Source organism: Methanosarcina sediminis (assembly GCF_052056915.1).
Classification (GTDB): Archaea; Halobacteriota; Methanosarcinia; order Methanosarcinales; family Methanosarcinaceae; genus MTP4.
In genome coordinates, this window is record NZ_CP195119.1 from 1,744,898 (window position 1) to 1,760,019 (window position 15,122).

The 15,122-nt window shown below is 48.5% G+C and carries 12 protein-coding genes; 6 read left to right on the forward strand and 6 right to left on the reverse strand.

The window, feature by feature from the left end; translation table 11 throughout:
• The first annotated feature begins 688 nt into the window (after positions 1-688).
• From purL to ACSAZK_RS07420, 5 genes are all read left to right on the forward strand, one after another.
• Positions 689-2,836 carry a phosphoribosylformylglycinamidine synthase subunit PurL gene (gene purL / locus ACSAZK_RS07400; protein WP_440956716.1) on the forward strand — a complete coding sequence of 716 codons (2,148 nt, stop codon included), beginning with the start codon at positions 689-691 and terminating at the stop codon, positions 2,834-2,836.
• 302 nt (positions 2,837-3,138) lie between these two features.
• Positions 3,139-4,431, forward strand: a complete 1,293-nt coding sequence (locus ACSAZK_RS07405; protein ID WP_440957123.1) for an alpha-amylase — start codon at positions 3,139-3,141, stop codon at positions 4,429-4,431.
• Positions 4,428-5,624 carry a glycoside hydrolase family 57 protein gene (locus ACSAZK_RS07410; RefSeq protein WP_440956717.1) on the forward strand — a complete coding sequence of 399 codons (1,197 nt, stop codon included), beginning with the start codon at positions 4,428-4,430 and terminating at the stop codon, positions 5,622-5,624. Before ACSAZK_RS07405 ends, ACSAZK_RS07410 begins: the two co-directional genes overlap by 4 nt.
• 38 nt (positions 5,625-5,662) lie before the next feature.
• Positions 5,663-6,472, forward strand: a complete 810-nt coding sequence (locus tag ACSAZK_RS07415) for a V4R domain-containing protein (RefSeq protein WP_440956718.1) — start codon at positions 5,663-5,665, stop codon at positions 6,470-6,472.
• Complete coding sequence (locus ACSAZK_RS07420) at positions 6,469-8,454, forward strand: glycoside hydrolase family 15 protein (RefSeq protein WP_440956719.1); 1,986 nt, start codon at positions 6,469-6,471, stop codon at positions 8,452-8,454. Before ACSAZK_RS07415 ends, ACSAZK_RS07420 begins: the two co-directional genes overlap by 4 nt.
• 265 nt (positions 8,455-8,719) lie before the next feature.
• On the opposite strand, the gene sppA is transcribed toward ACSAZK_RS07420, so the two are convergent.
• A complete protein-coding gene (gene sppA / locus ACSAZK_RS07425) occupies positions 8,720-9,691 on the reverse strand; it encodes a signal peptide peptidase SppA (RefSeq protein ID WP_440956720.1) in 972 nt (323 codons plus the stop codon).
• A gap of 616 nt (positions 9,692-10,307) precedes the next feature.
• On the opposite strand from sppA, the gene metG reads away from it, so the two are divergent.
• Positions 10,308-12,431: a methionine--tRNA ligase gene (gene metG / locus ACSAZK_RS07430; RefSeq protein WP_440956721.1), complete on the forward strand. Its 2,124-nt coding sequence runs from the start codon at positions 10,308-10,310 to the stop codon at positions 12,429-12,431.
• A gap of 190 nt (positions 12,432-12,621) precedes the next feature.
• Here metG and ACSAZK_RS07435 read toward each other — a convergent pair whose 3' ends face one another.
• From ACSAZK_RS07435 to ACSAZK_RS07455, 5 genes are all read right to left on the reverse strand, one after another.
• Positions 12,622-13,080 (reverse strand): type IV pilin N-terminal domain-containing protein, encoded by a 459-nt coding sequence (locus ACSAZK_RS07435; protein WP_440956722.1) that lies wholly within the window; start codon positions 13,078-13,080, stop codon positions 12,622-12,624.
• A gap of 231 nt (positions 13,081-13,311) precedes the next feature.
• Entirely contained in the window at positions 13,312-13,455 is a 144-nt protein-coding gene (locus ACSAZK_RS07440) for a hypothetical protein (protein WP_440956723.1), read from the reverse strand.
• Complete coding sequence (locus ACSAZK_RS07445; RefSeq protein WP_440956724.1) at positions 13,419-13,745, reverse strand: type IV pilin; 327 nt, start codon at positions 13,743-13,745, stop codon at positions 13,419-13,421. The genes ACSAZK_RS07440 and ACSAZK_RS07445 overlap by 37 nt, the downstream gene beginning before the upstream one ends.
• Before the next feature lie 189 nt (positions 13,746-13,934).
• Positions 13,935-14,468 (reverse strand): class IV adenylate cyclase, encoded by a 534-nt coding sequence (cyaB, locus tag ACSAZK_RS07450; protein WP_440956725.1) that lies wholly within the window; start codon positions 14,466-14,468, stop codon positions 13,935-13,937.
• 252 nt (positions 14,469-14,720) lie between these two features.
• Positions 14,721-15,116 (reverse strand): Zn-ribbon domain-containing OB-fold protein, encoded by a 396-nt coding sequence (locus ACSAZK_RS07455; protein ID WP_440956726.1) that lies wholly within the window; start codon positions 15,114-15,116, stop codon positions 14,721-14,723.
• Positions 15,117-15,122: the final 6 nt, after the last annotated feature.

Consider the following 15,122-nt stretch of genomic DNA (forward strand, 5'->3'; position numbering starts at 1 on the left):
CATCATATATACTCCAGAGAAAATCAATTTTTATTTTTTTACCTGAGGCCCGGTTATCACCCAGGGTAAAAGTTACTGTTTTGATAGTTTGCCTTGCAGATTTATTCCGGCCACTGATTTTACGGAGAATTTTGATCGATTGAATATTGATTGAAAATTGATTGAATATTGATTGAAAATTGATTGAATATTGATTGAATATTGATTGAATATTGATTGAATATTGATTGAATATTGATTGAATCTTCGGACATTTTCTGGAGACCGGGTTTACAGACTTTTTTAGCTGCAAGGTTTGCTGGCGGACATAACCTATTGAAGGCAAGGTTTAGTTACCCATTGTCTTACCAGGCTTTTACAGACAACGGTTTCTTTTTAAAGCCAACAGGGTATCCGTGACTCATTCTATCAGGCGCAAAGAAATCTTTATCTAATCCCTGTCCCTTTATGACGACATAGTCTAGTAATACCAATCAAAAACCCTGTATTCTCAGGGACAGATTATAAAAACAAACCTCAATTTTCGGGTTACCTTAATAAACGAACCTGCAGGGAACCAGGAAAAGAAGCCGGTATTAGTAAGGGATCGGAAACCAGACCTGAATCGGTCCGTCAGCAGCCCGGAAGGTCCCGGTTCCTGGCATTCCTGGAACATCCGAAAGAGGCTTTAAGAATCAGAGGCAAGGCAATGTTACCTGAAGAAGACCTGAAGATCATAAAAAAAGAACTTGGGCGTGAGCCTAACCTGGTAGAGCAGGGCTGTTTTTTAAACCTGTGGAGTGAACACTGCTCATATCGTTCAAGCGCCCCCCTCCTGAAGACCTTCACCACCACAGGCGAAAATGTCCTGATAGGCCCGGGAGACGACGCTGCAATTATTAATTTCGAAGACGGGTACGTGCTCTCCATAGCCATGGAAAGCCACAACCACCCTTCCTACGTTGACCCCTACAACGGAGCAGCCACCGGAGTTGGAGGCATTGTAAGAGACGTTATTTCTATGGGGGCCCGTCCTATTGCCCTCATGGACCCGCTCTACTTCGGCCCCCTTGACACCCCGAAAAACCTCTTCCTCTTTGAACAAATCATAAAGGGAATCGCAGGGTATGGGAACTGTATCGGAGTTCCGGTGGTTAATGGTGAGACCTTCTTTGACCGGCAGTACAGTGGAAATCCCCTGGTAAACGTGGTATGCGTGGGGCTCTGCAAGGAAGAGGAAGTCATAACTTCCATCGCTAAAAAAGCAGGGAACAAGCTGGTCCTTGCGGGGTCAAGCACTGGAAAGGACGGGCTTGGAGGAGCCTCTTTTGCCTCAAGGGACCTCTCGGAATCTGCCGAAGCCGATGACAGGCCAAGCGTCCAGGTAGGCGACCCGTATACCGAAAAACTTGCCATTGAAATGACTCTGGAAGCCACCGGAAAGGGTTATGTAAAGTCCTGCAGGGACCTCGGGGCCGCAGGTCTCGGAGGAGCAAGCTCGGAGATGGCTGCCAAAGGCAAGCTGGGAGCCCGGATCATTGCAGATGCCGTACCCCAGCGCGAACCCAACATGAACGCCTATGAAATCCTGCTTGCAGAGTCCCAGGAACGTATGCTCTTTGAAGTGGCTCCCGAAGATGTGGACGCCGTGCTTGCCCTGATCGAGAAGTATGACCTTAACGGTGCAGTTATCGGCGAGCTTACCGAAGAGCCGAACTACACAATAGAATTCAGGGGAGAAACCGTTGCCAGCATCCCGATCGCCCTCCTTACCGAAGGAGCCCCGACTTTTGAGAGGCCCTCGAAAGCTCCGGAAGCCCGGGAAGAAGGCAAAAAACCTGACAGTCCGGCAGACCTGAAACAGGCGATCCTGAAAGTCCTTTCTTCTTACAATATAGCCTCAAAAGAATGGATCTACAGGCAATACGACCACCAGGTCCAGCTCAGGACCGTGGTTCTTCCTGGAGAAGACTCTGGAGTCCTCAGGATCACCGACAAGAAAGGAATAGCCCTTTCCTGCGGCTGCCAGCCCAGGGCAACTCTCCTTGACCCCTATGCAGGTGGAAAGACCGCGATTATCGAAAACGCCATGAACCTTGCCGTAAAAGGAGCGGAAGGGCTGGCTATCGTAAACTGCCTGAACTTCGGAAACCCCGAACGCCCGGAAATCTACTGGCAGTTCAAGCAAGCAGTCCTGGGCCTCGGAGACGCGGCAAGGGAACTTTCGATTCCTGTTGTGGGAGGAAATGTTTCCCTCTACAACGAAAGCGACGAGTTGGGAACCGCAATTCCCCCAACGCCGTCCATCGGAATGATAGGGAAGATGGACCTTGAAACCCATCTCCCCTCAAGCTTCTTTGCAAAAGCAGGGGACAGCATTGTCCTGGTAGGAGAAACAACTCCCGAAATGGGAGCTTCCGAGTACTATTCCTGCCTCGGAGCCCAGGAAGCCGGAAAAGCTCCGGAAGTCCCGGAAAATGCCCCGAGATTAATAGAAGCTGTCATCAAGGCTGTGAAAAGCGGGAAACTGAGCTCTGCCCATGACCTCTCCCTTGGAGGGCTTACAGCAGGCCTTGCCAGGATGTGCAAAACCCTTGGGGCGAAAGTGGACCTGAGCGAAATTTCCGGAGACCTGCAGGCAGATGAACTCCTCTTTGCAGAAACCCCTGCAAGAGCCATCCTTGCCACTTCCGAGCCGGAAGCTCTGCAGGAAATCCTGAAAGACGTGCCCTACACCATAATCGGGACTGTCATCGAGGGTGCCCTGGAGATCAAAGGAAAGGACTTTGAAATATCCCTTTCCCCGGAAGAACTCACTGCAGCATACAAAAGCCTGACCGATTTTATGATGGGATAACTCCCATCACCCATTTCATAATTTTTTGCAAACTTAATTTTTTATCCTGAATAATTTTCCGGAATAATTTTGACCAGAATCATTTAAAATGGGGTCGTATTTCACAGGATCGTTTTAACAAGGATCGTTTTTTCAGGGTCGTATTTCACAGGATCATTTTGACCAGAATCATTTTACAGTGATTGCTACGGATTTTATCCGGGGTACCTGACCTTTTAGCGCCCTCTAATCCGGCAGCGTGGGAAACAATAGGTTTTAGTACCTCAACCGTACATCATAATTATGTTATGAAAGCGGTATGCATGTGCGGGGGGGTGCACTTGCCTTACAGTCCTAAATGGTACTGGCCTGTAGAAGGTTTTTCAGGGACACCTGAACCCAACCGATACTTCGATATGAAGCACATTTTTATGCGGTTTCAGGAAACAGGGAGGGAGCTGTTGCGCCTTAACGACCTGCTGCTGGAATCCATAGAAGGAGGAGGCAGGTATGCCCTGAACCTCTCGGGACTTTTCCTGGAACAATGCAGGTGGGACCCGGAACTTGTTGATTCTTTCCGCGACCTCCGAGAAAGTAGAGGCGTGGAATTTACAGGGAACTGTTACTATCACTCCCTGAGTGCCCTTTACCCTGACCCGACCTGGTTCAGGGAAGAAGTGTTGAAGCATAGAGAAATAAGCAAGGAAATGCTTGGGGCTGCCCCTGAGACTTTCGTAAACACCGAACTCCTGTTTTCCGGGAAAGTGGGAAAGCTACTTTCGGGGATGGGGTTTAAATGCCTTATTGCCGAAGGCTCTTCAAATCTAACTAACGGATATGACCCGGCATATGTCTACGAAAATGATCTCCCGACCCTGCTCAGGCATATAAACCTGAGTGAAGACCTCGAACTCCGTTTCTCGGAAAAAGACTGGGAAGGCTACCCCCTGATCCCGGAAAAGTTCGCGGACTGGATAAACAGCATGGAGGGAGAGGTCCTTACACTTTATTTCAACTACAGTAGCCTCTATTTCCACCACCGGAAAAAGAGTTTGGTTGCCGACTTTATCCGGGAGCTTCCGGAAAAACTTGAAGAAAGGGGGATCAGCATGCTTACACCTTCGGAAGCTGTAAAGAGATTTAAGCCCGTAAAACTTCCCACCCTGAAAACCGAGCAGACGATCCGCTACGGGATGCATAATGCTCTCGGGAATAAGGCCCAGCAGCTCTATTTGAGGGAACTTGTACAGATAGGAGAGGAACTTAAAGAGGTAGGTAGGAAAGGAAGCCCTAACTACGGAAAACTGAAGCGGGTTTTCGGCTACCTCCAGCAAGGCGACATCCTCTTTTCCATGAAATCCGGGGAAAATATAAGGGAAGGATACGAGAAGGCTGTTAACTATTATTCCATACTCTCGGATTTCAGGCGAGCCGTCCTGGAGGAAAGCACTGTTCCGGAAAAAAGGGTAATTCCGGAGAAAAAGACTGCTACATCGAAGAGAACAGTTACAGAAGAAAGTTCCTTTCCAGAGGAGAGAGACATTCAGGAGAAAAGTGAGGGTCAAGGGAAGAGAGATATTCAGGAGAAAAGGACTGTCTGGGAGGAGAAAGCATGACATCCCTTTGCCTTTATTTCCAGATACACCAGCCTTTCCGGCTGCGCTGGTTCTGGCCCGATGACAGAACCGGTTTTTTCCGCTATTTCGATGAAAGGGGAGACCGCGAGATTTTCAAGAGAGTGGCAGAAAAATGCTACCTACCTGCCAACAGGGTCCTCCTGGAAGCCCTGGACGAGCACAGGGGAGAATTTAAATTCGCCCTTTCGGTTACAGGAACCCATCTGGAGCAGTGCGAACTCTGGGAAGAAGAAGTGCTCGAAGACTTCAGAGAGATGGCGAAAACCGGAGCTGTGGAGTTCCTGGATGAGACCTGCTACCATTCAATCTCAAGCCTTTTTGAGGATAAAACGGAATTTATTGAAGAGATAAGGGAACACCGCAGGCTCATGAAAGACCTTCTCGGAGTAAAACCCGAAGTGTTCCGGAATACAGAGCTACTTTACAATAACACGATAGGGAAAATTGCCTCGGATCTCGGATACAAAGCAGTCCTTACGGAAGGTGCGGACCACATGCTCGGCTGGAGGTCCCCGAACTTTGTGTACGAAGCAACGGGTTCGGGAATACCGATCCTCGTCAGGAACTACAAGCTGAGCGACGATATAGGGTACCGTTTTTCGGCCCGCTGGTGGGACGGCTACCCCCTGACTGCGGAAAAATGGGCTCAATGGGCTTCCGGCATCAGGGAAGATTGCATCAACATTTTTATGGATTATGAGACTTTCGGGGAGCACCAGTGGGAAGAAACAGGCATCTTTGCATTTCTGAGAAACTTCCCGGAGAAAGTCTTAGAGACTCGTTTGAATTTCGACACCCCCTCAGAAGTTGTGAAAAAATATACTCCGGTAGCGGAAATCGATGTAGGGGACTTTACCACAATTTCCTGGGCGGACATGGAACGCGACACCAGCGCCTGGCTGGGAAACGATATGCAAAGACGTTGTTTTGAAGAAATAAAACTCCTTGAACCTTTTGTGAAAAAAACCGGGGACCAGGAACTCCTTAACATCTGGAAGCACCTGCTGACCTCGGACCACTACTACTACATGTGCACAAAATGGCTCGGGGACGGGGACGTTCATTCTTACTTCAGCGTACACCCGACTCCCTATGATGCCGGCGTGAATTTCATGGCCGCATTAATGGACTTCAAGGCGAGGGTGTTCAGAAAACTCAGCACAATAGCTTAATCAAATGTATACATAACTAATTCAGGGGAGCAAAGTCTATGGTTCGAGACTTGTGCATGTTTGCAGGCCATAATGAAAATACACAGATCGCGTGGTTTAAGATCACTTACTCAAAAGATCCTGGCTCGTTATCATCAATAATCAATTTTATGGAAAGCCATGAGGTGCAGACCAAGTTCGGGCACCTCGACAACATCACACAGCAAACAGGAGAGTACTCAATATTTACGGAAATCGGAAAAGACGTAGACGTTGATGACCTTGCCAGAAAGATAGGAGAACTGGAAGCTGTAGAGAAAGTCGAACATGGGATTTCGGAACACAGGATGATCCATCTGGTGGACTTCCCATTAAATGTGATCGGAGTCAGGGGAATCATTGCACGGGCACCCACCCTTGTAGATATCATCAGGACTCTGAATGATAGCGCCCCACATGCCGAGGGTCTGCTCACCCTTTCCGGCCTGCGGGGGGGGATCCACGCTGCAAAGTATTTCAGGAATATCATGCCCCTTGACGATAAAAACTTCGCCAGCATCCTGGCAGAACTTTACAGGGCCGTTGGCTGGGGCATCCTGGAAATCGATTGCGACCCGGAAACCTTTGAAGGAAAAATCATTGTCAAAGAATCCTTCATTGCAGACGTCTACGGGGAAACGGACCAGCCGGTATGTGCCTACATGAGCGGATACTTCGCAGGCTACCTGACCGAATACTCAGGGAAGAACATAAGGGTCAGGGAAGTTAGTTGCAAAGCCACGGGGCATGAGGTCTGCGAACATATCATCTCCCCTGCCCCATCCGGTGAAAACCAGGAACATGTGATCACAAGAGGGGTTAGCAGGTGATCAAACAACCCAATGTCATTCTGGGAAATGCAGAACTGCTCGTGACAATGGGCAGGAAGGGGGAACTTTTCGGCTTTTTTTACCCACGGAGAGACCACGCCCAGCATATTGATGAGTCTCTTGCCTGTATCCATACTGGAGAAACTCTCCTCTGGACAAACAGCAACGACTGGCAATCAATTCAGAACTACATAGAGGACACAAACATCGTGTCCACAAAGCTTTACCATGATTCGGGAATCCGGATTTCGATCCTGGACCTGGTTCACCCTGATGTTCCGGTTCTAATCCGCAGGTTCAAGATCCAGTCCCAGAAAAAAATATCAGGGAAGTTTTATTACTATTCGAACTTCAACGTAGGGGAGACCTCAAAGAAAAATTCAGGTTACTGCGACTCAAAAGCCCGCCTGATAGTACAGTACTGGCAAGACTACTATATCGGAATCCACTCCATGCCAGATTTTTCGGAATGGCAGGTAGGAAAAGCGATGGACACCATCTGGTGGACGAATTCCAGGTACGACATGGAAGACGGGAAACTCCAGAATAATAAGGAGGACATTGGGAACATAAACAACGCTGCGGGCTGGGACCTCGAACTGGAAGCTGATGGCACCAACGAGTTTGTGATTTTCATTGGCGCAGCTCCTACCCGCAACCTCCTCTACAAACGGATGCAGGAACTTTCAAAACTGCCCCTTGAACAGATCTTCGAAAAGACAAGAGAACACTGGGTTATGTGGCTGTCCAAAAAACAGGTGCTGAAAATGCCAGGCCTCGAAGGTTATAACAACCTCCGCCAGGAACTTTTCAACGCCTACAACCGCTCCCTGCTCGTGCTCTACCTTATGAACGACCACGAAAACGGCTCCTTTGTGGCTGCCCCCGAATTTGATTCCAACTTTGAGAAATGCGGAGGGTACGGTTTTTGCTGGAACCGTGACAGTTCCGAATTGGTGCTCGCCCTGAAACATTCAGGTTATCCCGAATATTGTGACAGGTTTTTCAAGTGGTGCATCAGGACCCAGCTCCCCAACGGCTCCTGGTTCCAGCGCTACTGGCTGGACGGGAGTAAGGCTCCTTCCTGGGGCAACTTTGATTATTCCACCCAGATCGACGAAACCGGTTCCACCCTCTATGCCATGGACGTATATTACAGGATCCTGGAAGGCCTGAAAAAAATAGAGTTCCTGGAGGAAGTCTGGGTTTCGGTGCTGCGAGCTGCCGAATACCTGATGAAAAGGACAAAAACGGGGCTGCATGAAAGCTGCATGGACCTCTGGGAAACATACTACGGAATTTTCACTTATACGAACGCCTCGATCTATGCAGGTCTCATGGGAGCTTCCCACCTGGCTGAGGAAAACGGAGAGGCGGGAATGGCCAGGCGCTGGAAAAAGCGGGCTGAATTTATAAAGCAGGCTACCATCGACCGCTTCTGGCTCCAGGAAGGCTATTTTGCAAAGGGAGTTGTAAACGAAAAGCTGGACAAGACGATGGATGCAAGCGTCCTTGCCACCTATATTCCTTTCGGGATGCTCTCCCCGCGAAACCCGGTGGAAAGGGACATGATCTTCTTCCTTATCGAAAACATCCAGAAAAAGCTTTCCAGCCCGGTAAACCGGCACTACGGGATCAGACGCTACGAAAACGACAGCTACATCAACGGGAACCCCTGGCTTGTAACAACCCTCTGGCTCTCGGAAGCCATGTTTGCCCTGGCCCTGGCCCTTCCTTACGAAAAAGAAAAAGACCAGTATGAAGAGACCCGGAAAAAGCTGACCGAGGAAGGGATCAGGTTCCTTAAATGGAGTCTTGCAGGCACTACCAGTGCAGGGCTCCTCCCTGAACAGGTGGACAAGTCCACAGGCAGGCCTGCCTGGGCAATTCCCCTGGGCTGGAGCTGCTCCCTTATGCTTGACAACATCCTCCTCCTGGACAAAATCTGCAGGAGAAAAGCCGGAAATGAGGCCGAAGGCTGAAAATGAATAAAAAAGAAGGCTGAAAAGGGGAAAAACGGGACAAAAGCGGTAAAAAGAGGAGTAAAAACTGAAAAAATATGGGTACTTCATTTATAGTCAATGACCCAAATTCCTTCACCAATCTCAAGTGAAATTTTAACCACAGAAAGCACGGAATAAAGGATATGGGAGTACAATACTTCCGTGTTTTCGGTGTCTTCCGTGGTTATAGTATAAAGTGTAAATATTTATGTCCAGGACTATAGTTCCAGATCTTTTTAACACTTCATGCCTGGATTTTCCCGTAGGGGCTTTCTTCATAATAACTAACAAACTGCCGGACTGCATCGGAACTCAAAGCATCGGAACTCGACGATTCCGAGCCCAGGAGAAGTCTTGAGAGGGTTGCTCTGTTCATATACACGACCCTCGGTTCCCCTTCGATGCCTCCAAGTTCGGCAGCCTTATCAATGGCGTCGTAAAGGTTTCCCATTTCGTCTACAAGTCCGAGTTCCTTAGCCGTTTTCCCCGTATATATGCGCCCGTCGGCAATGGCCTTTACATCACCTCGCGTCATGTTCCGTCCTTCGGCAATCTGGGCCACGAAGTCTTCGTAGCTTTCGAGAACCACCCTGTCAGCGTGTTCTTTTTCCTCATCAGTGAGTCCGCGCCAGGAGCCACCCATGTCTTTCAGTTCCCCGGACTTTGAGATGTAAAACTCAACTCCCTCTTCCTCATAGAAAGCAGACATGTTCTGGAAGATCCAGATCACCCCGATCGACCCGGTGCTTGTGGAAGGATTTGCAATAATGTAGTCCGCCGGAGCCGAGATGTAGTAAGCAGCACTAGCAGCCATATCTCCCATAGAGATCACTACAGGGACGCCTTCTTCCTGGGCCTTCTGGATCTCGCCTACAACTTCCTGGGCAGCTGCGGGTGACCCCCCAGGGCTGTTGACCCGGAGCACTATGGCACTGACCTGTTCATCTTCCACAGCCCGCTGGATATTTTCAGAAATTTCTTCGGAGGTTGCATACCCAAGCCCGGAAGGGATGTTTCCGGTAAGCATGGTGCCCTGGACATAAATTACGGCCACCTTATCCGAGGTACCCAGGTCCCCTTCAAAGCCAAAGCCGTAAAAAATTGCCATCATACTTACCCCTATGACCAGAAGCAGGGCGATTACCACGACCACGTAAGATATGTGGTTGCGTTTCTTTTTTTCAGGTACCGGGGAAGAAGAGGTGTTTGAATCCATGATTTAACTCTCGCGTCGCTAAACATCAATATTAACCTATTTGGAATTAAGAATCGATTTCGGATTACGAATCAATTACGTATTCAAGCCCCTGACTTAAGGAAATGAGAATTTTTCCGGAAGCAAAACGGAAAGGGCGGAAATCGGGAATAAAACCCTCTGTCATCAGGACATCCGAATAGGAGTTCTTTTCGGCATTCATTATTAATATTACTTTCCGAGACCTCTTTTGAAACCATTTCCGGATAATAGATCGAAAATACTACGTCGAAGGTAATACATCAAAGATGCTAAGTCGAGGGTAATACATCGAAGATACTAATCGAGGGTAATACATCGGAAATATAAGTTCAGGGAACCTTTCCTCCGAAGAATTTAATAAAAAATTCATAGGACCATGCCGATAAATTAATTTTCCTGGCATTATACCCGTCTTAAAACAGGTCTGAAAGGATTCCACATCCCGGCCAAAAGCACCGAAATCGTCTTTTTACACATAAAACTATAAACTATCCCTTCAAAAAGCTTCCCTTTAAACCTGCAATAAGCGAAATATATTTTAGAATTGCAGACGTCCAAGAGGGATATATCCGTAAAATAATACATGGAGATTAGAATGTCAAAATCATCCGATAAACCCGTACTTGTTACCTGCGGCCTGCCCTACGCCAACGGAAAGGCCCACGTAGGCCACCTTCGGACTTACGTACCCGCAGATATCTTTGTCCGCGCCCTCAAGAAGGAGGGGAGGGACGTTACCTTCGTCTGCGGTTCGGACACACACGGCACTCCCATTGTCGTTAACGCCGAGCAGCTCGGGATCACTCCCGGGGAACTTGTAGAAACATACCACAAACATTTTGACGAGACCTTCAAGCAGCTTGGGGTTAACTTTGACGCCTTCGGGACCACTGACGACCCTGAAAACCACAACAGGACCCTGGACATAGTCAACAAGCTGATAGAAAAGGACTACGTCTACCCAAAGACTATCGAAATTGCCTACTGCCCGAAGTGCGACCGTTTCCTCCCTGACCGCTATGTGGAAGGGACCTGCCCCCACTGTGGGGAAACCGCACGTGGAGACGAATGCGACCAGGGCTGCGGAAAGCACCTGGAACCCGGAGAACTCAAAAGCCCTGTCTGTACCATCTGCGGAGGGCCTGCCGAGTACCGCAAGCAGGAGCACTTTTTCTTCAAGCTTTCCGAATTCAGTGACTACCTGATGAACTACCTTTCAAACGAGCTAGGAGGCACCACCAACGCCAGGAACTACGCGCTTGGTTGGGTAAAGCAGGGCCTGGAAGACTGGTGCATCACGCGAAACCTGGAATGGGGGGTTAAGTTCCCCGGCCACGACGACCTGGTGGTCTATGTCTGGGTTGACGCACCCATAGGGTACATGGCCTTCACGGAAGAATGGGCTACCCAGGCCAACGATTCCTGGGAGAAGTACTGGAAAGGTGACGGGGAGATCATCCATTTCATAGGAGGAGACATCACCTACCACCACTGCATCTTCTGGCCTGCCATGCTCAAAGGCGCCGACTACTCCGTGCCGACGGACGTTGTGGCCTCAGGCATGGTCAAGATCGAGGACAAGACCTTCTCCAAGACCAGGGGCTATGTGGTCTGGGTCGGGGAAGACTACCTGGACCACGGCTTCCACCCGGATATCCTGCGCTACTACCTGGCAAGCTACACTTCCCATACCAAGGAACTGAACTTCTCCTGGCGCGTGCTCCAGGAAAAAATCAACACCGAGCTCGTGGCCGTACTCGGAAACTTCCTGTACAGGACAATGCTCTTTGCCTTCAAGAACTACGGGGAAATCCCCAAAGGGGAAATCGAGCCGGAAGTTAAGGAAAAGATCGAAACTGCGATCAACGAGGTCAAAGCCGCCATGGACGAGTACGAGTTCAAGAAAGCAGTGGACACCGCTATGGCCCTGGCATCATTCGGGAACATTTACTTCCAATCCCACGAGCCCTGGAAACTTGTCAAGGAAGATAAGGAAGCCTGCGGGCAAGTGCTCTACAACTGCCTCCAGCTCGGAAAAGCCCTTACCCTGCTCTTTGAGCCCGTTCTCCCGGGAAGCATGGAAAATGCCTGGAAGGGCCTCGGCCTGGAAGGAGACGTGCACGAGGCACAGTACAGCGATGCCCTCGTTCCCCTGAAGGCTGGCAGTGGATTTGCAAAACCGAAAATCCTCTTTACCAAGCTCGAAGACGACAAAATAGGAGAAATGGAAGAGATCTCCAGCGAAAGGGTAAGGATTGCCATTGCAAAGCAGTCAGGAGCAAAGGAAGACGAAAAAGGAAAAGAAAAAGAAGTGAGCAAATCCGAAGGCAAACCCCCGGCAGCAGAAGAAAAGACTGAAGCAAAGCCCGGGGAAGAGGAAGAAACCCTCCCCCAGATCGAGTACGACGACTTTGCAAAGCTCGACATCAGGGTTGGAAAAGTCCTTGTGGTCGAAAAAATAAAGAAATCAAAGAAACTCCTGCGGATCGAAGTGGATATCGGCGAGCCCGAACCCAGGCAGATCGTCGCAGGCATGGCCCCCTACTACGACCCCGAGGAACTGGTAGGAAAGAACATAATCGTACTTGCCAACCTGAAGCCCACCAAGCTCTGCGGAGTCAAGTCCAACGGCATGATGCTCGCAGCCGATGATGGCGGAGACATTGTTGCCGCCCTTATGCCCGACAAGGAGCTCAAACCCGGCTCAAGGATAAGGTAAAGATAAGGTAAGGATAAGGTAAGGATAAGGTAAGGTCCGGAATTACCGGAAGATTATTAAAAAATGCTTCTGATTCCAGGAATCAGAAGTATTAACTTTTTTATTCACGAGTATTTCGTTATTCAAGAATTTCTCTTTATTCAAGAACATTAACGGAAATTTCAGACACCTGTTCCGAAATTTAGAATCATCATACAATAATTTCCTGCCTTAATATTACAAGCTTCTGGTCTCCGTCCACGACCTTCAGGAAGATCGTATCTCCTTTATTAATCGTATCGATTTTGCCCGTGTCTTCAGGTTCCAGGGGGGTCAGATAAACATTCACCGTGTCCCCTGCCCTGATAGTTGTGCCGTACAGGTGGGTAATATTGAGTTCGAGACTCTCCCCTTCAATCTCGATAAGCACCTTTGTGTCGTTCAGGAAAGTGAAGGGCTCTCCGCCATTATGGCTGAGGGTTATTGTATCCCCTTCAAGGTCGCCCCCGTCAAGCCTGCCCATTCCAATATTTGTCGAATAACCCTGCAAGATTCCTGTAAGAGAACTGGAACTAATTACAGTTGCAAAAATAATAGTTAATAAAGTAACCATGGCAACCCCAACGAGAGGCGAGATAGCCTTCTTATCGTTAAAAATACTTGCTGCCATTACTTCCACCCCCACATATAGAAACCGTTTTTGCAAGCATAAAGACCATTTTTTAACGCATATAAAAACTATTTATTGCACACATAAAAATCATTTTCAAATAGTATAGGTAGATCCATCTATATAACTTTTAAGACAGGGTAGGGGAAAAATCGTAAAAAATGAGTAATGTATATCCGTCATAAAAAATTGCAGTGCAAAATACTCACACCACAACTTCCTGCCTTAAAATCACAAGTTTCTGGTCCCGTCAACGACCACAAGGAAGATTGTGTCTCCCGGCTTGATATTATCGATTTTTCCTGCATCTTCCGGGTTTGCAGGGGAAAGCTGAAGGGCTAAAGTCTCACCCGCGTTGAGGGGGACTCCGTACAAATGAGAAATATTAAGTTCAATGTCTCCCCCTCGACTTTTAGAAGTACCTCCGTATTTTCCTTGAAGGGGAAGGGTTCTCCCCCGCTGTGGCTGATTGTTATTGTATCTCCTTCAAGGCTTCCTCCGTCAATCCTGCCTATTCCGAGGTTTGTAGAGTAGCCCTGCAAAACTCCTGTGAGAGAACCGGTCCCGAGCACAGCTACAAGAATGATGGTTACTAAAGTAACCATAACAACCCCGACAACAGGAGAGATAGCTTTTTTATCACTGAAAATCCCGGCTGCGTTCACAGTTTACCCCCGGCTCTGAAGTCATTTTTAGGTCTGAAAGTCATTATTAACACATAAAAAATATAGTTAGATAGAATAAGTGGATCCACCTATATAATCTTTAAGACTTTTGTAAAAAAATGAGCATTGATAATAATCGCCCACTGAGAAATTCAGCAATTTAGCCTTTAAAAAAAGAAGCGGGTAAATTCAGGCTTCCGGATTTTCAAGCAGCATTTCAAGATAGGAAGTACGAATCGAGTCCTCTTCACTCACCCCAAACTGCTTTAAAAACTCGAAAAGTTTGAGCCGGATCGGGCCAGGTTCCTGTGTATCCCCGGCAACAATTTCCACTTCCAGAAATTCCCCGAGACCTTCAACGGAATCAAGGCAGACGGTAATGTCCCCGGCCCTGAAGACTTCACGCCTTTTCCTAACGGCCCCAGCTTCCGAAAAACCGAGGGCATGGAGGATTTCGGTGGTGTTTTTTTCGTCCACAACGGTTTCAAACTCTTTCCGGGTTTTAGAGACGCTGTCCAGTTTAGGGCCCTTATAGGTCAACACAGCCCTTCCGTCCAGGTTCCGGATCCTCAGCGCCTCGTCGGTTTTTGCAAAATCCCGGTATGGAGCAGCGAAATAGGTATCGGACTGATCCTCAACCCTTATTTTTACTGCCCTTATATTTTCAAGGATAGAACGGACCTTAGAAAGATCCGCTTTTGCCTTGACTTCCACTTCAATCATGTTTTCTTGAGATCTCCAGTTCAATCCACTGTGTTCAATTATCCACGAGATTTAAAATTACATGATTCAATCCACTATGTTAAACTATCCACAATATTTAGTCCACAATATTTAGTCCACAATATTTAGTCCACAATATTTAGTCCACAATATTTAGTCCACAATGTCAGGTCAGCCCTGGGATTCGACCCCCCATGTTAGATCAGTTACCGGATTCAATCCACAGGAACCCGGAACTGAAATCTGACCGGGTCACGCATCAGCAGGGATGAATTTGGTCCCGTAGTAGATCATGCCCCGGTCGCCGCCTTCGCCAAGTTTCCGGAAGACAGAACTCACACGCATCCCGATGTGCACCTTTTCGGGGGAGCCGACCACCTGGGCGGTGAGGCTCGGCCCCTCATCCAGTTTGATGATGGCAAGGGCGTACGGAGCCTGCTCTTCAAAGCCTTCGGCAGCGGTGCGGATAACCGTGTAAGTGACGATTTCACCTGTGCCTTTGAACCTGTAAGCCTCGATCTGCCCCAGACGCCTGCAGTTCACGCAGGTCTTGCGGGGCGGATAGAAGTATTCACCGCACTCCGTGCAGTGAGTGCCTTCAAGGTTGTACCGGCTATCAAGATTTCTCCAGAATCTGGGTACTGACATCGAATA

What these genes read in the sequence shown, in the direction of transcription:
- ACSAZK_RS07415 (WP_440956718.1), top strand. Translation starts at nt 5,663, where the DNA reads ATGGTTCGAGACTTGTGCATGTTTGCAGGCCATAATGAAAATACACAG.
- metG (WP_440956721.1), top strand. Translation starts at nt 10,308, where the DNA reads ATGTCAAAATCATCCGATAAACCCGTACTTGTTACCTGCGGCCTGCCC.
- ACSAZK_RS07410 (WP_440956717.1), top strand. Translation starts at nt 4,428, where the DNA reads ATGACATCCCTTTGCCTTTATTTCCAGATACACCAGCCTTTCCGGCTG.
- sppA (WP_440956720.1), bottom strand. Translation starts at nt 9,691, where the DNA reads ATGGATTCAAACACCTCTTCTTCCCCGGTACCTGAAAAAAAGAAACGC.
- ACSAZK_RS07435 (WP_440956722.1), bottom strand. Translation starts at nt 13,080, where the DNA reads ATGGCAGCAAGTATTTTTAACGATAAGAAGGCTATCTCGCCTCTCGTT.
- ACSAZK_RS07405 (WP_440957123.1), top strand. Translation starts at nt 3,139, where the DNA reads ATGTGCGGGGGGGTGCACTTGCCTTACAGTCCTAAATGGTACTGGCCT.
- ACSAZK_RS07455 (WP_440956726.1), bottom strand. Translation starts at nt 15,116, where the DNA reads ATGTCAGTACCCAGATTCTGGAGAAATCTTGATAGCCGGTACAACCTT.
- purL (WP_440956716.1), top strand. Translation starts at nt 689, where the DNA reads ATGTTACCTGAAGAAGACCTGAAGATCATAAAAAAAGAACTTGGGCGT.
- cyaB (WP_440956725.1), bottom strand. Translation starts at nt 14,468, where the DNA reads ATGATTGAAGTGGAAGTCAAGGCAAAAGCGGATCTTTCTAAGGTCCGT.